Below are 21,380 nucleotides of genomic sequence, written 5' to 3'. Positions count from 1 at the left end.
CAGAGTTGTATCGGAGTTGTAACATTTCGTGCTTCCCTCTATTCAAGCATACGGCTTGGGATACAAAATATAGGCAGATGAAATTCATAGAGCAGGGAGATTACGAGGGTATCATGAGACAAAAAGAGATTTTGATTATTGAGGACGAGGAGTCCATTCGCGATATTTTATCCTATTCGTTACGTAAAGAAGGATTCGGGATCAAGGAAGCAGCTACGGGTAAAGAGGGTCTGAATCTGCTTCGGGATTCGAAGCCGGATCTGATCCTGCTGGATCTGATGCTGCCAGACATGAGCGGTTTTGATGTGTGCAGACAATTATCTGTGAACTCCAAGATACCCGTCATTATGATCACGGCCAAGTCAGACATGCTGGATAAAGTACTTGGCATGGAACTGGGGGCGGATGACTATATCACGAAGCCTTTTGATATCCGTGAGGTGGTTGCGCGCATTCGGGCGATCTTTCGCCGGATTGATCTCATCAGCGAGACACTGGAGAATCAGTCCTATGAGGTGGTCAGGCTCGGCAAGCATATTGAGATCCGCAAGGATGAACGGGAAGTGTGGAAGGACGGGGAACGTGCAGGACTCACGAATAAGGAATATGATCTGTTGTTATTCCTCGTGACCCATCATCGGAAGGTGCATACACGTTCTGAATTGCTGGACAAGGTGTGGGGATTTGATTTTGCAGGGGATACCCGAACCGTGGACATTCACGTGCAACGGATTCGCAAGAAATTGGATAGTGGTGTGCAAGGCATTTCGATGATCGAAACCGTATTTGGTGTGGGGTACAAGCTGAATATTCAGGTGCAGACATGAAGTGGACGATCCAGTTCAAAATGGTGGTGTTATTCTCGGTCATCGTCTTTATTGGATTCTCGGCTCTGCTGATTCTGTCCAATAAGGTGGCACAGGAGAATATGTACCGGGAAGTGCATGAGGACATGGTGCAATCCAAAAGAAATCTGGACATCGCACTGAACCAGTACTTCCTGATTCATAACAAACGTATGAGCAGAGACTCGCTTGAAGCAGGGAGCCGAGAGCTTGCGGAGCAGATTGGTTCAGCCGTTGGCGGGGAGGTTACAGTATATCGTCCTGATGCTTCGTCATACGGATCGGTCGGGAACGAGGTTAACGTGACTAAGCGTTCTGACCATCCTGATATGGAAGAAGCCAAACACTCCCGAATCGCGTACACCACAGTTGTGGATAAAGGCCAGGTCACGGCCAGTCTGTCCTTCCCGCTTCAGATGGATCAACAATTGATTGGAATCGTACAGATGGAGAAGGATTATACGGATTTGTTCAAACGCAACCTTCGTTTTCAGAATACGATCAAGCTGTTTGCAGCGGTTATTTTCGTATTTGTATTTATCGCATCCATCTTTATTTCCCGGAAAATTACACAACCCATCCGTGTACTGACAAAACGTTCTGCGGAAGTGGCCCAGGGAAGTTTGAATGCGGACATTCAGATTACAACCAAGGATGAGATCGGTGAATTGGCTTCAAGCTTCACCGTCATGATTGATCGGGTTCGGGAGCAGATTGATGTGATTGAGCGAGAGCGGGACGAAGTGAAGCAAGTACAGGCGAGAAGTAAAGTCTTTTTTGACAATGTGACGCATGAATTGAAGACACCCTTAACGACGATTCTGGGATACGCCCAGATTTTACGGGATAACGGGTTTACCGACCAGGACTTTTTTGACAAGGGCATGAATTATATCATCAAGGAAAGCCAGCGTCTCAACACGATGGTTGCGGATATTCTGGAGGTCTCGGTCTCCTCTGCGGTCATTCAGGCGTACCGGTTTGAACGTATTGATATATCAGATATTATTCGTGAAGCTTGTGAGGACATGTCGATTAAGGCGGGCAAGTACAATATAGGCATCCACTATGAGCTGGAAGAACACCAGTATCTACAGGGGGATCGGGATAAGTTGAAGGAGGTCTTCCTTAACGTTCTGGATAACTCGGTCAAGTACAGTGATGTGAATTCCATCATCGAGGTGCAATCTTTTCGATTGGCTGATGTCATAGCTATCGTAATTCGTGATCAGGGAGAGGGAATTGGTGCCGAAGCACTTCAGCATGTATTTGAACCTTTTTACCAGGATAAAGAGATCAATAGGGCGGAGAAAGGCAGCGCGGGGCTCGGCTTGTCTATTGTGAAGAACATCGTTGAACGTCACGGAGGAACAGTGGAGATGAAGAGTATCATGCGTCAAGGGACACAGGTAAATATCAGTCTTCCGGGGGAAATGAACGCATGAGACATCCCGGATTTTGGCGTAAAAACCGCGACAGATTGATGCTGTCAGGGCTGTTAATCGCATTTGTCAGCGGAATCTTCGGGATTGGCAGCCTGTTCAGTATCGCGAACCTCAAACCAAGAACCGTAATTTTGCCAGGTGAGCAATTCAACAGCCGTCTGGCGCCGCCACCGAGCAGTACAATTCAGATCGAGTCAGCTACCAAGATTCCAAATGACTTTCCGATCTTTGATTTTGAAGTGGTAGACCGGAACACGATTATATTAAATCAACTGGAATCTTCCTATTCCAGGCTTCAACTGTCTCTCTTGCATCTGGATGATAATGAAGTGAAGAGTATTGCGAGTAATACGGATTACGGTGTAGCGATCAGCCCGGATCACAAGAAAATCATTTACTCCCAGTACCGGGCGGGTCAGACGCAGAAGACGACGTATGAGTATGTGATTGAGAGTGGGGAACGTCGCAAGCTTCCGAACGACAACTCCTATTATAGAGTGTTTGTAGGGAACGAATCCTACATCGGTCAGGATGATCTCTTATTCAAACAAGTAGATCTGAACCAGGGGACGAGTCAAGTCATCTACACATATGATGAGCTGATGGACATGTTCACAGGACCAAGACAAGGGAAAGGTTCGAATGATACGTTTATCGTTATGGATGTCTTGCAGGTCAGTGAAGACCTGAAGCAGTTTTATATGCTGGTGATGCTCAAAGACAATTATGCCATCTATCGTGTATCGCTTGAGGACGAGCATGAAGTGAAGGCATATGCTGCAATGGAAGACATTCAACAATTCAAGTTACTGAAAAGTGGTGACATGCTCATCCAGGGAACGATGAATAAGGTACAGGGGCTGTATCGGTATCGTGCAGCACAGGAGCAGTATGATCTGGTATTAAAAGGTTCCATCTGGAACTTCGAACTGGATGCAGAGGAATCTCGAATTGCTTACTTTTATCCGATGGATAATCAGAATCAGAAGAATGAGTTGCATATTGCCTACCTGAATGACAGCAAGCTTTCGTCGGATACGGTGATCTACCGCAATATTGATAACTTCATCAATCTGAAATGGAATGATGATGAGCTATTTGCAGTGGGCAGCACGATGGATAAAAGTGAGATGTACCGCTTTAGTTTTAGAGCCTGGTAAGCCGCGAAAGGTATACGAATATAGGACCTCGGTCTGGATGGAGCTGGCGACAGCTACTCTGCAGACAAGGTCTTTTTGTTATGACATTTTACAAGTTGGATACAACTCCGGCCAGCCCGGATACATCTCCACCCTATAATAAAAGGGAATGTGCGACGCGAATCCATACGTACAAGTTCAAAAAAGACCGGTTTTCAGTACCGAGAAGATGGGATGAAGCTAGAAATGGAGTAGCAGAGCGTAGGGAAAACTACGTGAGCAACCGCAATGTTTCCGAAGGAAACATACTTCGTAAGCCCCCACTTATTTCGGCTGAATTCTATATTCGATGTTGATGATGTCATTAGACATCCTTCGTAATCAAAAGCGGACTTTTTGAACAACCTCTGTACATATTTAGCAAGTAGAAAGGAAGACATGCAGTAATGCTTCAAGTTGAACAATTATCTCACTCGTTCCGCAATGGCCAGGGAACCGTGCCGGTTCTTCAAGATATCAACCTGACGATTGGAGAAGGCAAGATGGTGGCCCTGCTGGGCAGTTCGGGTTCAGGCAAGTCTACACTGCTTAATCTGATGGCAGGGCTGATGAAACCGGATCAGGGCAAGATTCTAATCGCGGGACAAGATATTGTACGTTTCAGTGAGAACCGCCTGGCTGAGTTCAGGCGCAGTCATATCGGGTTTATTTTTCAATCCTATGAGCTGCTGTCTAATCTTACGATCCGGGAAAATGTAGAGTTACCCTTGGTGTTCATGGGCATAAGCCCTTCGAAACGCAAAGCAAAAGCATTGAAGCTGTTGGAGCAGGTTGGACTGGGTGAAAAAGCAAACTTGTTCCCGTCTCAGTTGTCGGGCGGTCAACAACAACGTGTCAGTATTGCACGCTCGCTCATTACCGAACCCTCGGTTATCTTTGCAGATGAGCCGACAGGAAATTTGGATACCGAGACGGAGGAAGAGATTATTGCGATTTTGCAGCAGCTTAACCGGGATATGAATACAACCTTCGTCATTGTGACACATGAAGCAGAGGTCGCCGAGCAGATGCAGGTTGTGCTTACCCTGCAACATGGAATATTGGTTGAAGAGGCGTAAGGGAAGTTTGAGGCAAAAGGAGAGGAAATGTGAGAATACGGGATGTAGCGCGTATGGCTTGGGGACAGATCATTCGCAGGAAAATGGTCACACTGCTGTGCATGATGGGGCTGTCCATCGGCTCTGCCGCCATGATCATTGCACTTAGTGTGGGGCAGTCCGTGCAGACCTATAGCGAGAGAACATTAAACGATAATTACAAGATGGATGAGATTACGATTACGCCCAACGAAGGCATTCGTACGGGCAACGGCAAGGGGAGCGGTCAGACATCGAAGTTTGAACGGGGCGCGTTGACGTTGGAAAAGATTCAGATTATCCAAAGGCTTCCCCATGTGATTGCCGTGGCTCCCATGTTAAAGCTGGATTCGCTGGAAATGGTGCTTCCAGATGGTCGCAGTACTTATGTTGAAGTCATTGGTACACAGCTTGAGACCCTGGGCGGGTTTGGATACAAGTATGCTGAGGGGCGTGGTGCGGAAGATGGTCGTATGGCAGTGACCAGTTATGGGGCCGCATTCGGACTCGTAGATCCCAAAGTAACTCAGAAGTTATTCGAGCAGTTGAATGCTGATCCATATAACAATGCGCTTTTGGAAGAGTATATGGCGATTGCATCGAAGCAAGATCAGCTCGTCCAGCAGCATGTTCAGTTTCGATATGAAGACTTTGTGAATGCGGGCAAAACCAGAATGAGCGGCTCCATACGTGTATCTGGAGAACTAATGAAACCTTCCAATATGGATGATATGACTGCTCAGGGTGACAAAAAAGTATATCTGCCACTCGATACAGCTCGTGCATTGCAGGATGAGCTTGGATTGCAACAGGCAGACAATAGTTCGGCCAAACATCTTAACTCGGCCTTGGTCAAGGTAGAGGATAAACGCTATGTATCTCAGGTGGAAGAACAGATCCAAAAGCTAACGTTAAACACACAGAGCAATCTGTTCCAGGAGGAAGCGATGGCAGGCCAACTGGCGATGTACCAAAAAGCGGCATTGGGCATCGGTGGTTTTATCATGCTGCTGGCCTCGTTGTCCATTATTGTGGCAATGATTATGTCTACGCATCAGCGGCGTAAGCAGATTGGTGTGATGAAGGTGCTGGGTGCGAATCTGTGGCAGATCCGCCAGATGTTTATTACGGAAGCAGCGATGCTCGGATTGATGGGTGGCGTGGCTGGTGTCGGTATTGCCTTTGCTGCCCTCGGCGGGGTAAACAGCCTGTTGGCGAGTCAGATGGCAGACCAGATGAATGGTACGATGACCGTCGTTATTCAGCAGTCTGCTCTGCCACTGGGTATCGTTTTTGCTGTTTTAGTCGGTATTATCTCTGGGATCTATCCGGCAATCAGCGCATCCCGAACCAATGCATTAACTGTGATCAAATCGATGTAATTTTATCAGTGAAAGGGAAATTGGGCACATGAAGAAATGGATTAAAATCATCATCACCGTTGTACTTTTGGCAGGTGCGGGGTACTGGCTGTATGAAAAGTACAAGCCCAAACCGGAGGCACCTGTTGAGATCCCGCCCCCGATTACCTTTGATGTCACACAGGAAACGATGACGCAAACGATACAGGTGAAGGGGAAATCCGTATACACCGATCAGACGGATATCTTCGCTCCGTATGCTTCCAACATCAAGCAGTGGCACGTGAAAAGTGGTGAGTCAGTGAGCAAAGGCGATATCCTGTTTACCCTTGATACTTCCACGTTACAAACAGAAGTAGAACAGTTGCAGAGTGATCTGGAGAAAGCTCAACTGGAAAATAAGATGAATCAGGTTAGCCTGGATCAGGCGAATATGAGCGAGTCGCTTGGCGTGACAGAAGAAGAGCGCAAGAAGGCATTTGCAGACCGGGAAGGCAAACGGCTGACGAATGAGTTGAATCAGAAAGCGCTGGTCCTCAAGGAGAAAGAGATACAGAAAAAGCAGGCAGTAATAAGCAAGTCTATTGTCTATGCTGCTGCTTCCGGTATATTTCAGATGAATGAAGAGGACAGCAAGACACGTGCGGTGACGGAAGGACAGCTAATTGGGTCTATTACGAACATCAGCAAACTGAAATTCATGACGATTGTTGGCGAAGAAGAGATGTTCAGGCTCAAGGTGGGAATGCCGGTTAAGGTGCGAATGACAGCGCAGAAAGACCTGCAATTCACCGGGAAGGTGAGTAAGGTGTCCAAATTCGCGCGCAAGAGTACCGATGCGGACCTCAAGCAGGCTTCCCAGTTTGACGTGGTCATTGATCTGAAGCCGGATGCCAGAATGTATGGAGGCGTGAGTCTGGAAGGGGATATCGAGACGATGCGGAAGGATAAAGTGACGGTTGTGTCCAGCCTGGCGATTATGCGGGATCAGACTGAACCTTATGTTTTATTGGACAAAGGGAACGGACAGGCAGAGCCACTGACCATCCAGGCTGGAATGGAGTCGGGGGACAAGACGGAGGTGGTTAGCGGGTTGAAACCGGGAGACATTGTCGTTCTACCCTAGACGTAGGAATTTAAGAACAAGGCATTATATGTAATGACTATCTAGACGAACGGTCGATTCGACCTTGAAAAACACGAGGTTCATTGTGGCATATAGCCATGATGAGCCTTTGGTGTGGTTAGGGGCAAGGGATGTCCAGATTCCTGCCTGAATTATGGAAAAAAATATAATTAAATTTATATAATTCAATTTACAGTAATATTTACATGTCGTATAATCAGAACATAAGGAGGTGACACCGAACATCATGTTTGTAGATGGATAGGCGAAGACCTTTTTTTTAACTGCTTAAAGAAAGCGCTTACCGAATTTAGGATTCAGACATCCCGTAAGTCATTTTTCACACTTCTTCATGTCTAACACACGTTCAATCACACCCACCATATTATACTCATTCACATGATTCGCCCTCACACACAATTTGTTTGCTCAAGATTCCAGCTACACAACCATTTCTTTTGGAGGTGATACAACCAACTCATCCGAACGTTCTCTTCGTGCTAAGCATCATAATGACACAGAGGATCAGACATGAGTACAACCCAATCTAACTAAAGGAAAGGTGGAACTATGAAGACTAAATTGAAAACCAAATCGAGAGGTAAGAAGATCCTGCGCAAAGGTGTAAAACAAATGCTGGCAGCAACGCTGCTCGCGGCGGGGATTTTCCCGGGAATGTCTCCAGGTCTGACTCAGGCTGCTGAAGCACATGTGGATAATCCATTTGTGGGAGCGACGGCTTATCTGAACCAGGATTATTCGGCTCTCGTGGATACGTCCATTGCGCTTACGAATGATACATCGCTGAAGGCAAAGATGGAGACGGTCAAATCGTATCCAACGGCAGTGTGGATTGACCGTATAGCTGCGATCTATGGCGGCGCAGACAATGCTGGTCGCAAAAGCGTTGAGCAGCATCTTGATGCCGTTCTCGCCCAAAAGAAACCTGGGACACCAATAACCGCTTCATTTGTTATCTATAACCTGCCAGGTCGGGATTGTCATGCACTTGCATCCAATGGTGAACTTCCACTAACACAGGCTGCGCTGCAGACCTACAAAACGGATTATATTGATGTCATTGCAGATATCTTCGCAGATCCGAAGTATCAGGATATTCGTATTGTAACGATCATTGAGCCGGACAGCCTGCCTAACCTTGTGACCAATTTGAGTACTCCCGCCTGTGCGCAAGCTAGCTCAACAGGTATCTATGAAGCTGGGGTCAAGTATGCTCTGGACAAGCTGCATGCCATTCCCAATGTGTACAACTACCTGGATATCGGCCACTCCGGCTGGCTCGGATGGGACAACAACCGTAGCGGTGCGATTGCCCTGTATACTGACGTGGTAAATGATACAGCAGCAGGCTTGCAGAGCGCAGATGGTTTTATCACCAACACTGCAAATACGACGCCTACCCATGAACCGAATCTGCCTAACCCTGATCTTAATATCGGTGGACAACCGATTAAATCTGCCAAGTTTTATGAGTGGAATCCTTATTTTGACGAAACCGATTTCACCGCTGCGCTGTATGCCGATTTCGTACAAGCTGGCTGGCCAAGCAGCACAGGTTTCCTGATTGATACTAGCCGGAATGGGTGGGGCGGGGTAGACCGTCCAGCATCTGCTACGGGCAGCAACATCAATGATTATGTGAATTCTGGACGTGTAGATCGCCGGGAGCATCGGGGGAACTGGTGTAATGCCAGTGGCGCAGGTATTGGTGAAGCACCTAAGGCTGCACCAGGACCAGCGCATCTGGATGCTTATGTATGGGTGAAACCTCCGGGTGAATCCGATGGATCCAGCTCCGAAATTCCGAATAACGAAGGCAAAGGTTTCGACCGGATGTGTGATCCAACCTTCATCACTCGGGATGGTGTATTAACAGGTGCATTGCCTAATGCTCCGGTATCGGGTCACTGGTTCCATGATCAATTCGTGGCACTGGTGAAAAACTCATTCCCTGTACTGCCTGCCAGTAACGGTGGAGGCAATCCTCCGGGGGGAACAACAGCTCCGGCAGCACCAGCAGCATTGACGGCTTCTGCCGGTAACGCCCAGGTCTCCTTGACGTGGACTGCTTCTACAGGGGCTACAAGTTATAGTGTTAAGCGGGCACTGAGTGCATCAGGTCCATTCACAACGATTGCAGCCAATGTAAGTGGAACATCTTACAGCAACACCGGCCTGATCAATGGTACAACCTATTATTATGTGGTAACGGCAACGAATGCAGTAGGTGAAAGTGTTAACTCTGCAACAGCAACAGCTACACCCGTTGCAGGTGTAACGGCGCCAGCTGCACCGACTGCTCTCACAGCAACCGCAGGCAATGCACAGGTGAGCCTGACGTGGACCGCTTCTACAGGTGCGACAAGTTATAATGTGAAACGGGCGCTGATTGCATCAGGTCCGTTCACAACGATCGCGGCGAATGTGAGTGGTACGTCCTACACCAACACTGCCCTCACGAACGGCACAACGTATCATTATGTGGTAAGTGCAGTGAATACAGCAGGGCAAAGTGCCAATTCCGCTGTAGCTTCCGCGACACCTCAAAGTGTCGTTGTACCGACCAGTGATCTTGTCCTGCAATATCGTGCTGGAGATACCAATGCTCAGGATAGCCAGATCAAACCGTATTTCAACATCAAAAATCTGGGCAGTACTGCTGTGAATCTGAGTGATCTGAAGATCAGATATTACTTCTCCAAAGAAGGCTCGGCTGCGATGGATTCTGCCATCGATTACGCTCAAGTTGGCGGAGCCAATATCCAGCGTACCTTCACAGACTCGTATGTGGAGTTGAGCTTCACATCTGGCGCTGGCAGCATTCAGGCTGATGGACAGACTGGAGACATCCAGCTTCGCATGTACAAAACAGACTGGTCCAACTTTGACGAGAGTAACGACTACTCCTTCGATCCAACCAAAACATCCTATCAGGATTGGAACAAGGTAACGCTCTACCAAGGTGGAAACCTGGTATGGGGCATTGAGCCTTAAACTTTACTTGTAATTGTCTTAACCGCAATCCTCAGTCTCTTAGAGGGTTGCGGTTTTTTGCTATTCATTACAAGAGTCATTCACTCCTAAAAACACTGATTATTGATCGTTTTAGACGGATATTTGCCTAGGGTCTGGCAGGCAGGATGTCTATAATAGAACCCGATGGGCGGGATCGCCTCGCTCGGATTGGAAAGAGAATGGAAGGGGGACCGTGCTCTGGTAGTCGGGCAAGCTGATTTCTCTTTTTTAATTTTGTAAGCGTAATCATTGTGAGTTTGAACCTTCTTTCGAAGAAGGTCTGTGTGAATTATCGAACGTCCAATCATCATCGATGTGTATATGCGTCACCTATTCTGTCTCAAGGAGCGTGAAGGTGGATGAACTCAGAAACAACAGCGCCGGTACATAAGGGATCGGTGTCAGGTCGGCAATCAGGTCGCAGGAAGGCAAGTATGCCACTTGCAGCCAAGGTGCTCTCTTCGGCACTCAGCGTAGCTCTTCTCATTGGAGGAACGGCTGGTGTTACGGGAGCAGCAGCTTCGAACGGTAATGGGTCGACGGAGGCCAGCCTGCAATCACATAAGGGAGGCGGTCACGTGAAAGAGATTCAACTGGAATATCTGGATCGGGGACTGGTGGCTGCTTCGACATCTGAAGGGGTGTTTCTCAGCTGGAGATTGCTTGGTGACGAGGCCACAGGGTACAGCGACAAAGGGCTGACAGGTACGGACTTTAATGTCTATCGTGATGGCAAAAAGATCGCAACCGTCACGGACAGCACCAACTATGTAGATGCCACAGGCAAATCATCGTCTCGTTATGAAGTGGCAACGGTGAACAAGAAGGGCAAGGAGAGCAAACGCAGTGCATCTGTCAAACCATGGGCGAACGGCTACGTGGACATTCCACTGCAAAAACCGGCTGATGGCGTGACGCCAGCAGGAGAGGCCTATACGTATTCCGCCAATGACATGAGCGTGGGCGATGTAGACGGGGATGGCCAGTATGAGTTTTTCGTGAAATGGGACCCATCTAACGCCAAGGACGTATCTCAAAAAGGGTACACCGGTAAAACCTACATTGATGCTTACACCCTGGATGGACAATTGCTGTATCGGATCGATCTTGGGGTTAACATCCGGGCGGGTGCTCATTATACTCAGATGCTCGTTTACGATTTTGACGGGGATGGCAAGGCCGAGATGATGTTCAAGACCGCTCCCGGTACGAAGATTATTAAATACAACAAAAAAGGAAAAGTGACATCCGAGAAATATATCACGCTTCCCAAGCAGGATCGCAAGGCAGGGTACTCGAACGAAGATGATTATCGTTTGAGTGCGGATGGTTACTACGATCACGTGGTGGATATGTTCAGGAACTGGGATAAACACGACGAGGTTGTGAAGGGCAACTGGCCTGCGACATTGGAAGAGGCTTTTGGAATGGAGAAAAAATATAACTACCCATTATCTCAGCAGGATGCCGAGAGCCTGGCCGACTACTTCATTGATGTATATGCGGTAGAACGCAGCAACCGAAATGAGCTGCGCAAGTTTGAAGGTTTTATCGTGGATGGACCCGAGTACGTTACGGTATTTGAAGGTAAATCAGGTAAAGAGCTGGAGACTATCCCATACGAACCTGAACGTCATGATGACGGTCTGATGTGGGGCGATTATGCCATGGCACGGATTGAACCGGGCAATCGGGTGGACCGTTTCCTGGCAGGCGTGGCGTATCTGGATGGCAAGAAACCGTCTGCTATCTTTGCACGCGGATATTATACACGTTCGACGATGGTTGCCTACAATTGGGACGGCAAGAAGCTGAAGAAGGAATGGAAAGTGGACAGCGGCTGGACACCGATGAAGAACCCGTTCAATGACGGGCCGCATGGTGTAGATGGTACAGATCCAGAGTACGGCTCCATTACCACTCAAGGTGCGCACTATTTCAGTGTGGCGGATGTGGATGGAGACGGCAAACAGGAGATTATCTATGGTTCCGCTACGATTGATCATGACGGTAGCGTGCTTTACAGCTCCACAGACCTGATGCCTGCCGAGAGTGCTGCACCGGGAACCATTGCTCGTCTGGGTCATGGGGACGCACTTCATGTGGCAGATATCGACCCGGATCGTCCGGGACTGGAGATTTTCATGGTTCACGAGGGTGGTCCGTGGGCGCCATACGGTTATTCCCTGCGTGATGCGAAGACCGGAGAAGTCATCTATGGTGGGTACACGGGGAAAGATACCGGTCGCGGCATGGTGGGGGATGTCGATCCGACTCGTCGTGGGCTGGAGACATGGGCTGTAGGATTATGGACAGCTAAGGGTGAGAAAATCAGTGATCAGATGCCGGGTACAAATATGAATATCCGTTGGGCTGCCGATATGACGACACAGATCGTTGATGGTGCGATTGATGTTACTCCAACCATCAAGGATTGGAGTCGTGGCACGTTGCTGACCGCAACAGGCACATTGACCAACAATCACACGAAAGGCACGCCGTCTCTCGTAGCTGATATCTTCGGGGATTGGCGGGAAGAGATGCTGGTGAGAACCACCGACAGCTCAGCGATCCGGATCTATCTGAGTATCGAGAAGACAGACCGCAAGCTGTACACGCTCATGCATGATGCGATGTATCGTGTGGGCATTGCCGGACAGAACAGTGGATACAACCAGCCTTCCTATCCGTCCTTCTACATGGCATCGGATATCGACTGGTCCAAAGTAACGCTGCCTAAGTTCTACACGCCAGGTAAGGGCGGAAAGTAAGCAGGCCGGGTTAGCGACAGTAACAACATAACAACATCACATCGGATCAACCTGTAACGTAAAGCAGCACCAGTTCTTAAGTGTTGGTATCGAAGCTTAGAAGCTCTGGAATCCCAATGTGTCTCGGCACATGGAGGTTTCAGAGCTTTTTTCACATTAGGATCTGCGGATAGAGCTTGGCGTGTTCCCAGCGATCCATGTTACGTCATTCTTTTACATCGTTGGAGTCCAGATCTCGGTAGCATTTATCTAATTTAATAATGCAATGATGGTTTTAACGAAGACAGTTTATATTCAACCTACAGAATTGCTACAATGGAGAAAAGTGAGGATCGATCGTTGTAGGAATGGAGGTATGGATATGAGTGTCATGAAGCGCTGGACAGGAAGCCTGTATCAGGAGGGACTACGAACGGAGGACTGTGGACCGCGTTTCTATGCTTACTATTACAAGCAATGGGACAACTACCGTATGTCCTATCACCAACATGATTCCACGGAGATCATGTACATTATTTCGGGAATGTGCCGGGTGGATGTGCAGATGCCAGATGGGAGTTCAGAGCAGACTATTTTGAAAAAAGGACAGTTCATCATGCTCGACGCAGGTGTCCCGCACCGTTTGCTGGTGGTAGATGGTGTCCCTTGCCGTATGCTCAATGTGGAGTTTGGATTCTCAGGCTCGCCTCCCGGACAGCTATCCATCCGTCAGCTCGCGTTGGAAGAGGAAGAAGTCCATACTCTACTCACTAATGCTTCGCCATATTTGGTACTGCCTGATCCGGAAGAGGTGTACCACATTATGAAGAGTCTGGTGCTGGAACTCGATCAACGCGGTCTGCTGGAGCAAGGAAGATCGACTGTGCCGATGAAGATCATTCCATCAGAGGAAAGGTCGCATCACCGCGAAGCCCGGAATCTGACGTCCCCGGAACAGGGCATGCTGGTACGTACACTGTTTATCCAGTTGCTGGTCCGTGTTGCACGTCTGCGCGGAGAAATGAGCCGGAGTGCGCCAGATCAGGCGGAGCTGTATGTCAAACGAACCATTGAATTCATGCATCACAATATGGATCGCAACATTCAGATGAAGGATATCGCAGCAGCCGTTAATCTGCATCCGGGCTATTTACATCGTATTTTTCGTCAGCACACGCAGCGAACACCTACCGACTACCTGACGATGCTTCGAATGGAGAAAGCCAAGATGCTGCTTCAGCAGACGAATATTCCGATCTCGGAGATCTCCGACTATGTTGGAGTAGGCAGTCGTCAGTATTTTCATATGTTATTCAAGAAATATACAGGCTCGACGCCAGTTGAATTTCGCTCCTCTATGGAACGGCATGTTAGTCAGTACCCGTCGGATGAATGAGCCGATTGCAGTTATTTTCGAATACATATCGATTAGTGGAGCTGGCGTGTAAAAGTTAGGATTTTTGACAACAAGATCTTGAACAGGTCATGATTTTGATAACGCTTCCCCTTTTGCCGTTGGTACAATGATTTCATGAAGAGAGTCATTAACCGAAGTGAAATATTCGGATTAGGGGAGGATATATGCATGTCGTTTAAAGTGGCATTTATCGGGGCAGGAAGTATCGGATTTACAAGAGGGTTACTGCGGGATTTGCTAACCGTACCAGAATTCAACAACATCGAGATTGCGTTCTGCGATATTAACCAACACAACTTGGATATGGTGACTGAGCTGTGTCAGCGGGATATCCGTGAGAATGGATTAAATATTCAAATTCAGCCAACGACGGATCGTAAAGAAGCGTTGAAAGATGCGAAGTACGTACTGTGTACGATTCGTGTCGGGGGACTGGAAGCATTTGCAACCGATGTGGATATTCCACTGAAATATGGGGTAGACCAATGTGTTGGCGATACGCTGTGTGCAGGCGGCATTATGTATGGACAACGCGGAGTCGCCGAGATGCTGGATATCTGTAAAGATATTCGTGAACAGAGTGCACCGGATGTGCTGCTCCTGAATTACTCTAATCCGATGGCAATGCTGACTTGGGCCTGCAATAAGTATGGCGGTGTGCGGACGATCGGACTGTGTCATGGCGTACAGCATGGTCATCATCAGATTGCGGAAGCTTTTGGCTTGAAAAAGAGTGAAGTGGATATTGTCTGTGCCGGCATCAACCATCAGACCTGGTATATCCAGGCTTCTCATGAAGGTAAGGACCTTACAGGTGACCTGCTCGAAGCCTTCGAGAAACATCCGGAGTACAGCCGTACTGAGAAAGTGCGGATCGATATGCTGCGCCGCTTTGGGTATTACAGTACAGAATCGAATGGTCATCTGAGTGAATATGTGCCGTGGTACCGCAAACGTCCGGAAGAGATCAACGAATGGATCGACCTGGGCAACTGGATCAACGGAGAGACGGGTGGATATTTGCGGGTGTGTACCGAGGGGCGCAACTGGTTTGAGACTGATTTTCCTAACTGGATGAAGGATGAACCGATGCAATTCATTCCGGAGAAACGCGGCGAGGAGCACGGTTCGTACATTATTGAAGGGCTGGAGACGGGACGTGTCTATCGTGGACATTTCAATACCGTTAATAATGGAGTAATCTCGAACCTGCCGGATGATGCGATTATTGAGGCACCGGGATATGTGGATCGCAACGGGATCTCCATGCCGCATGTAGGTGATCTGCCCCTTGGCCCGGCTGCCGTATGTAATGTGAGTATTTCCGTGCAACGTCTTGCGGTTGAAGCAGCGGTCAACGGAGATGATAAATTACTTCGTCAGGCGTTCATGATGGACCCGCTCGTGGGTGCCGTGTGTAATCCAAAGGAGATCTGGCAGATAGTCGACGAGATGTTGGTTGCCCAGGCCCAATGGTTACCGCAGTATGGTGAAGCCATTGCTGCCGCAGAAGCGAGACTTGCTGCAGGTGATCTGATTCCGACGAAGGAATATGAAGGAGCGGCACGCCTCAAAGTGAAAACGGTGGAAGAGATGCGGCAGGATCGGGATGCCGCCAACAAAAACGCGGGTGAATCCGATAAAGGCAAAGATCGCGAGAAAGTGCAGCAATAGATAAAAGTGAGTAAGGGCTTCTCCAATGGAGGGGCCCTGTTTGTTTTTTATTTTTCCGTCGACACCACTGATAACAAAGACTCCATATCTTCCAGACGAAAAGCGAGAGAGGAATATTGCTCATTGCAATACATCATTACCATATGATACACATTACCTTTACAGACATAGTAATATGTCTTATAGTATACACAGGACGGAAGAAAGTCGGTGAAACTCGTAGATGGATGTGCAAGTGATTAATAGTGATCTGATTCGGGGCAACATTGACCCCATCATTCTAAGTGTACTTATACCAGCCGATAACTATGGCTACAGCATTATTAAGGAAATCTATCGCAAGAGCGGAGAACAGTTTGAACTGAAGGAACCTACGCTTTATTCCAGTTTGAAGAGGCTGGAGAAGAGTGGATATGTGGAGTCCTACTGGGGGGAAGAGACGCAGGGAGGACGACGCAAATATTACCGAATTACAACGCAAGGCCTCGAAGCCTATAGAGAGCAGGTTCATGCTTGGCAAGCAGCCAAGGCACTGATTGATTGCATGATTGTCACTGGAGAAAAAGGAGATGAAGACCTATGAGATTGGAAGCTCGCATCACCCGTCATGTGAATCGTTTGTTCGCTCACGCACAAGATACATTAGACAATCGAGAATTAAAAGAAGAGATTCACAGCAATCTCGCTGCGCGGATTGACGATTATATCTCGCAGGGGATGAGTGAAGAGAAGGCGTTCCATACCGCCATTAAGCATATCGCTGGTATGGATGAAGTGATGAGTGACCATCGAAGGGTACAACGTGTTCCTTACTGGACAGCGTTGTTGCAGTCTGCTCTGATTTATAGCCTCATAGCCTGGATCATTACCATTCCAATGAGAGTGCTGATGCAAGGCTCCGCCATAAACAATCTGCTTATGATCGTGAGTCTCATTGTTGGTGGCACGTATGTATTGTATCTGTTGATCAACAAGACGAACGATTCTGCAACTTCCGTGAAAACCACGGTTATTCGAATCCCTGCCTTAGTGCAGTGGAATCGCAGAATATGGTGGTTGTGGGCGGCATTAATACTCGTACTATGGGGAATGCAGGCAGCGTTGCGATTCGGAAGCAACATCTGGTTTAATCGGCCCATTCAGGTGGATGGACCCTATCAGTTTGCTGTGATCGTCATTGCCTTTGCCATCCCATTACTGAGTGTTATTATTCCTTTGGTTGTGCATCGGGCGTATCGGATCGTTAGTAAGTATGAAGTGAGTGGTGCGTTATGAGAATTAGAAACATATGGATTATAACACTTGTTGTGTTGGGCATCATTGGCTTAGTGATTGTTGAAGGCTTCGTTAATCCGAAGATCGAGGCGAAACAGGCTCGGTACGAGGAAGAGCAGAAGAATCCGCTGACACATGATTTTGCCGCTTTAGCCAAATATCGCAGTCCCTACATGGGTGATAATTCAAACCTTAGTCATCTGAATCAGGCTTTACCTTTACGTGAAAGATTGAATGGTTACCAACTGTACCCGGAGACGTTCACGGTCCAAGTGAATTATAGCTTGGATACGCGTGAGATGGATGCAGAGGAACTTGAGCGGATACTTGTATATAATGCGGTTGCGAACTTTGTTATGATCGATAATCTGGAGCAGATCGTCTACCAGTTTGAGAATACCAGCCATACCTTACGTCGTGAATCTGCCCAACAATGGACAGGTACGGAATTAAAGGAGCTTCAGAACACGGAGCTATGGAATTCGATTGTACGCGAGAAGCTGGTAGAACCGGCACAAGTGAAAGAGGCTTTTTCACAGATTGTTGACAATTAAGCTGTATGAAATAGAAGGAAATAGGCAAGATACTCGACTCTTCTCCCATGCTATGTTATTATAAGTCTCTGATAACGTGGTAACGAACTAAAGCGTTTGGGTTTTGGTTATAGACATGGAGGGGTTCGAGAGATGAGAAAAAAAGCGATTCTACTATTATTCATCAGTATATGTGTGTTGATTGTTGCTGGTTGTTCCAGTTCCGCAAGCAAAGACGATAACACGATTGTTGTAGGAATTGATGATAAGTTTGCTCCAATGGGCTTCCGAGACGAGCAGAATGAAATTGTAGGTTTTGATATTGATTATGCAAGAGCTGCAGCGGAGAAAATGGGTAAAGAAATCACATTCCAGCCGATCGACTGGTCTTCCAAAGAATCAGAGCTGAACAGTGGTCGGATCGACATGATCTGGAACGGGTACACCATTACAGATGAGCGTAAAGAGAAGGTGCTTTTCACGAAGCCGTATCTGGAAAACAGTCAGGTAGCCATTACATTGGCAGACTCACCAATTACGAAGCTGGATGAACTCGATGGCAAAAATGTGGGATTGCAGGCATTGTCCTCTGCGGCAGATGCACTGGCAGCGAGTCCCCTGAAGGATAAAGTAAAAGCTTCCGAATTCAAGGATAACGTGCTTGCACTGACGGACTTGAAAACGAAACGTCTGGATGCGGTCATCATTGATGAAGTGGTAGCGAGATACTACATGTCCAAAGAAGAGGGAACATTCAAACTGCTGGATGAATCTCTTGCACCGGAACAATATGGCATTGGTATCAAAAAAGGCAATGAAGAGCTTCTGAATCAGCTGCAAAAAGCACTGGATGAGCTGAGTGCAGATGGAACAGCAGCTAAAATCTCCACCCAATGGTTGGGTGAAGACAAGGTTCTGAAATAGGCAGGTTACACACCTGATATATAGTTTGAAACAAAACGGACCCCGTATTCCATGCTGGAGCGATTCATGCCCCAGAGGAATGCGGGGTTAACAGATTAGAGGAGACAAAATAATGAGTTGGGATTATCTATCGACCATTTTAAAACCTATGCTAGAAGGTGCACAGACCACGATTTTCATGTTCTTGCTCGCCATCGTGCTCTCTGTACCGCTTGGATTTGCGGTAACGCTCGCCATGAGAAGCCAGATTAAACCGCTGGCATGGATTGCTCATACCTATGTATATGTGATGCGAGGAACACCGCTACTGCTCCAAATTCTATTCTTCTGCTTCGGTTTACCGTTGCTTCCGGTGATTGGAGAGTATCTGGTGTTTGATCGCTTTGTAGCAGCGGGAATTGCGTTCATCCTGAACTATGCGGCGTACTTTGCTGAAATCTTCAGGGGCGGACTGCTGTCCATTGATAAAGGGCAACATGAGGCAGCAAAGGTACTTGGATTAACGAAATGGCAGACGATGACCAAAGTCATCATTCCGCAGATGATTCGTGTAGTATTGCCCGCAACGGCCAATGAATCCATTACGCTCATCAAGGATACAGCGCTGCTCTATGCCGTAGCTGTACCTGAGCTGTTGTATTACGCCCAAGCGGCGGTGAATCGCGACTTGCAGCTGACCCCTTTCTTTGTGGCAGCGATTATGTATCTGCTCATGACACTTGTACTTACGTTGTTGTTCAAGGCACTGGAGAAGCGGTTTTCATTTGAATAAATTAAATCTGATCAATCAAAGGACTGTCTGCATATGACACATATAATAGAAGTAAATCAGTTGAGAAAATCATTCGGTACACTTGATGTGCTGAAGCAGGTATCCTTCAACGTGGAACCAGGCGAGGTGATTGCGGTGATTGGGCCTTCCGGTTCGGGGAAAAGTACGATGCTGCGCAGCCTGATTCATCTGGAGGATATTTCGGGCGGAACGATTCGCATTCAGGATCAGACGTTGGTCGATAATGGCCGCTACGCAGGTGCTTCGGATATTCGCAAGATGACGGATCGTATGGGTATGGTGTTCCAGCATTTCAACTTGTTCCCGCATCTGACCGTACAAGCTAATCTGGAACTCGCACCGAAGACTTTGAAAAAAGAAAGCTCAAGCGCCATTAGGCATCGCAGTCTGGAATTACTCGGCAAAGTAGGGCTGTCGGACAAGGCCGATGCCTATCCGGCCAATCTGTCCGGTGGACAGAAACAGCGTGTTGCCATTGCTCGGGCACTGATGATGCAGCCGGACATTCTCCTGTTCGATGAGCCAACATCGGCACTCGACCCGGAGCTGACCGGGGAAGTACTACGCGTAATCAAACAACTTGCACAGGAAAATATGACGATGATGATTGTTACGCATGAGATGGGCTTCGCCCGTGACGTTGCGGATCGCGTATTCTTCATGGATAACGGCGAGATCGCTGAGGCAGGTCCACCAGAACAGATCTTCGGGAATCCGAAGCTTGCACGTACCCGGACATTTTTGCAGCGGGTGGAAGTGGAGAGATAGAAGGTAGACATTCCAAATCTAAGAAATGTCGAAAGAACGCAATCCTATGAGAATAAGGGACTGCGTTCTTTTTTCTTTTTAAAATAATGGCTTATGTCCACAGATATATGTTCCAGACAATCAATACTAGCGTCAACACGATATAAGTGATTACATTCCAAAGGGTTCGAATTCGAAAAGTCGTATAACTCATGATTCCAAACAGAACAATGCTAAAACATAGTACAGCTACATTATTTCGATAAACAGCGATGACCACAAGCATCAAAATCATAAGTATATTCAGTACCTTATCTATTTTCATAAATGTCGATCCCCCTAATATGATCCAGAAAGATATTACTACTATAATAGTATCTGTATGTTAGAAGAATTATCTGATTGGATCATTGTAGTGATAAATGGATTCTAAACTACATACTCTTGTGGAAACTTATACTTCAATTTTTGTGTACAGATGATGAAAATAAAATAAAACTAATAATAATTCATAGTTTACAAATTATGGAGGTGACTATTTCTATTAAACTATTATAATGAAATTACTTAATAAATAGGGAGGATTTACCTTGGAACATCGCGAGAATGAGGTGAATCGTTATTATAACGATTCACCACCACCACCTTATGTAGTACCAAAAACCAATAGCAAATCGATTGCAGCTCTTGTCTTGGGCATACTGTCCATCATGATTCCATACGTGGGATTATTGATTGGTATTGTTGCTATCATCATTGCCTCCGTATCGCTCAAAGAAATTAAGAACCGCATGGAGCAGGGGAGAGGATTAGCCATTGCTGGCCTTGTCTGTGGAATCATCAGTGTAGCGTTATACTTATTACTGATTGCGTTCGTGCTGTTATTTACTTTCGCTATCTCGAGTTCTGATATGTACTCTACATACTAGGAAAAGGAATAGGAATAATATCGATGCTATTCATCACTAGAAAATCTATAGAACGTTTAACGAATTCTTTTTATCAATGCATTTTCCTCCAAAGTTGTAGAAACGGTTGATTTTGCTTTAGCTGATCTGCAACATCAAAAATTAAAATCTGGAATGCTGCTCTCCGCTATATGGTCGTTCCAAATCAACGGTACCCATTGGCGATTTAGCATTATCAAGAAAATGCTTACCCTTGGCTCCATGCAAGGTG

Annotated in this window: 18 protein-coding genes; 17 read left to right on the top strand and 1 reads right to left on the bottom strand. The window is 47.2% G+C overall.

Going from position 1 to position 21,380, the window contains the following annotated elements:
* The first annotated feature begins 113 nt into the window (after positions 1 to 113).
* From FS628_RS09070 to FS628_RS08995, 16 genes are all read left to right on the top strand, one after another.
* On the top strand, positions 114 to 827 hold the full coding sequence (locus FS628_RS09070; RefSeq protein WP_145320987.1) for a response regulator transcription factor: 714 nt from the start codon (positions 114 to 116) through the stop codon (positions 825 to 827).
* Positions 824 to 2,290, top strand: coding sequence for a sensor histidine kinase (locus FS628_RS09065; protein WP_145320985.1), 1,467 nt, complete (start codon positions 824 to 826; stop codon positions 2,288 to 2,290). Before FS628_RS09070 ends, FS628_RS09065 begins: the two co-directional genes overlap by 4 nt.
* On the top strand, positions 2,287 to 3,450 hold the full coding sequence (locus FS628_RS09060) for a hypothetical protein (RefSeq protein ID WP_145320983.1): 1,164 nt from the start codon (positions 2,287 to 2,289) through the stop codon (positions 3,448 to 3,450). The genes FS628_RS09065 and FS628_RS09060 overlap by 4 nt, the downstream gene beginning before the upstream one ends.
* Positions 3,451 to 3,875: 425 nt before the next feature.
* The gene (locus tag FS628_RS09055; protein WP_145320982.1) at positions 3,876 to 4,547 is read left to right on the top strand and encodes an ABC transporter ATP-binding protein; all 672 of its coding nucleotides are present in this window, start codon (positions 3,876 to 3,878) and stop codon (positions 4,545 to 4,547) included.
* 29 nt (positions 4,548 to 4,576) lie between these two features.
* Complete coding sequence (locus FS628_RS09050) at positions 4,577 to 5,947, top strand: ABC transporter permease (RefSeq protein ID WP_145320980.1); 1,371 nt, start codon at positions 4,577 to 4,579, stop codon at positions 5,945 to 5,947.
* Positions 5,948 to 5,975: 28 nt separating this feature from the next.
* A complete protein-coding gene (locus FS628_RS09045) occupies positions 5,976 to 7,052 on the top strand; it encodes an efflux RND transporter periplasmic adaptor subunit (protein WP_145320979.1) in 1,077 nt (358 codons plus the stop codon).
* Between the two features lie 570 nt (positions 7,053 to 7,622).
* The gene (locus FS628_RS09040) at positions 7,623 to 10,067 is read left to right on the top strand and encodes a glycoside hydrolase family 6 protein (protein ID WP_145320977.1); all 2,445 of its coding nucleotides are present in this window, start codon (positions 7,623 to 7,625) and stop codon (positions 10,065 to 10,067) included.
* 455 nt (positions 10,068 to 10,522) lie between these two features.
* Positions 10,523 to 12,859 (top strand): rhamnogalacturonan lyase, encoded by a 2,337-nt coding sequence (locus FS628_RS09035; RefSeq protein WP_145321497.1) that lies wholly within the window; start codon positions 10,523 to 10,525, stop codon positions 12,857 to 12,859.
* 361 nt (positions 12,860 to 13,220) lie between these two features.
* Complete coding sequence (locus tag FS628_RS09030) at positions 13,221 to 14,234, top strand: AraC family transcriptional regulator (RefSeq protein WP_145320975.1); 1,014 nt, start codon at positions 13,221 to 13,223, stop codon at positions 14,232 to 14,234.
* A 189-nt stretch (positions 14,235 to 14,423) separates the two neighbouring features.
* Positions 14,424 to 15,929: an alpha-glucosidase/alpha-galactosidase gene (locus tag FS628_RS09025; RefSeq protein ID WP_145320973.1), complete on the top strand. Its 1,506-nt coding sequence runs from the start codon at positions 14,424 to 14,426 to the stop codon at positions 15,927 to 15,929.
* Positions 15,930 to 16,152: 223 nt separating this feature from the next.
* Positions 16,153 to 16,512 (top strand): PadR family transcriptional regulator, encoded by a 360-nt coding sequence (locus FS628_RS09020; RefSeq protein ID WP_047841826.1) that lies wholly within the window; start codon positions 16,153 to 16,155, stop codon positions 16,510 to 16,512.
* Positions 16,509 to 17,204 (top strand): permease prefix domain 1-containing protein, encoded by a 696-nt coding sequence (locus tag FS628_RS09015; RefSeq protein ID WP_145320971.1) that lies wholly within the window; start codon positions 16,509 to 16,511, stop codon positions 17,202 to 17,204. The genes FS628_RS09020 and FS628_RS09015 overlap by 4 nt, the downstream gene beginning before the upstream one ends.
* Complete coding sequence (locus FS628_RS09010; protein ID WP_145320969.1) at positions 17,201 to 17,758, top strand: DUF4825 domain-containing protein; 558 nt, start codon at positions 17,201 to 17,203, stop codon at positions 17,756 to 17,758. Before FS628_RS09015 ends, FS628_RS09010 begins: the two co-directional genes overlap by 4 nt.
* Before the next feature lie 132 nt (positions 17,759 to 17,890).
* Positions 17,891 to 18,661 (top strand): amino acid ABC transporter substrate-binding protein, encoded by a 771-nt coding sequence (locus FS628_RS09005; protein WP_145320967.1) that lies wholly within the window; start codon positions 17,891 to 17,893, stop codon positions 18,659 to 18,661.
* A 112-nt stretch (positions 18,662 to 18,773) separates the two neighbouring features.
* On the top strand, positions 18,774 to 19,433 hold the full coding sequence (locus tag FS628_RS09000) for an amino acid ABC transporter permease (protein ID WP_145320965.1): 660 nt from the start codon (positions 18,774 to 18,776) through the stop codon (positions 19,431 to 19,433).
* A gap of 33 nt (positions 19,434 to 19,466) precedes the next feature.
* Positions 19,467 to 20,222, top strand: a complete 756-nt coding sequence (locus tag FS628_RS08995) for an amino acid ABC transporter ATP-binding protein (RefSeq protein WP_145320963.1) — start codon at positions 19,467 to 19,469, stop codon at positions 20,220 to 20,222.
* Positions 20,223 to 20,313: 91 nt separating this feature from the next.
* Here the strand turns inward: FS628_RS08995 and FS628_RS08990 are convergent, their stop codons facing one another.
* Complete coding sequence (locus FS628_RS08990; RefSeq protein ID WP_145320961.1) at positions 20,314 to 20,526, bottom strand: hypothetical protein; 213 nt, start codon at positions 20,524 to 20,526, stop codon at positions 20,314 to 20,316.
* A gap of 265 nt (positions 20,527 to 20,791) precedes the next feature.
* Here FS628_RS08990 and FS628_RS08985 point away from each other — a divergent pair, with 265 nt between their 5' ends.
* Positions 20,792 to 21,130, top strand: coding sequence for a DUF4190 domain-containing protein (locus FS628_RS08985; protein ID WP_145320959.1), 339 nt, complete (start codon positions 20,792 to 20,794; stop codon positions 21,128 to 21,130).
* The last annotated feature ends 250 nt before the right edge of the window (positions 21,131 to 21,380 follow it).

It is taken from the genome of Paenibacillus xylanexedens, assembly GCF_007676705.1.
In the GTDB taxonomy this organism is placed as follows: domain Bacteria; phylum Bacillota; class Bacilli; order Paenibacillales; family Paenibacillaceae; genus Paenibacillus; species Paenibacillus xylanexedens_C.
The sequence above is the reverse complement of the archived record's forward strand: the minus strand, read 5'-3'. Positions and strand labels throughout refer to the sequence as shown.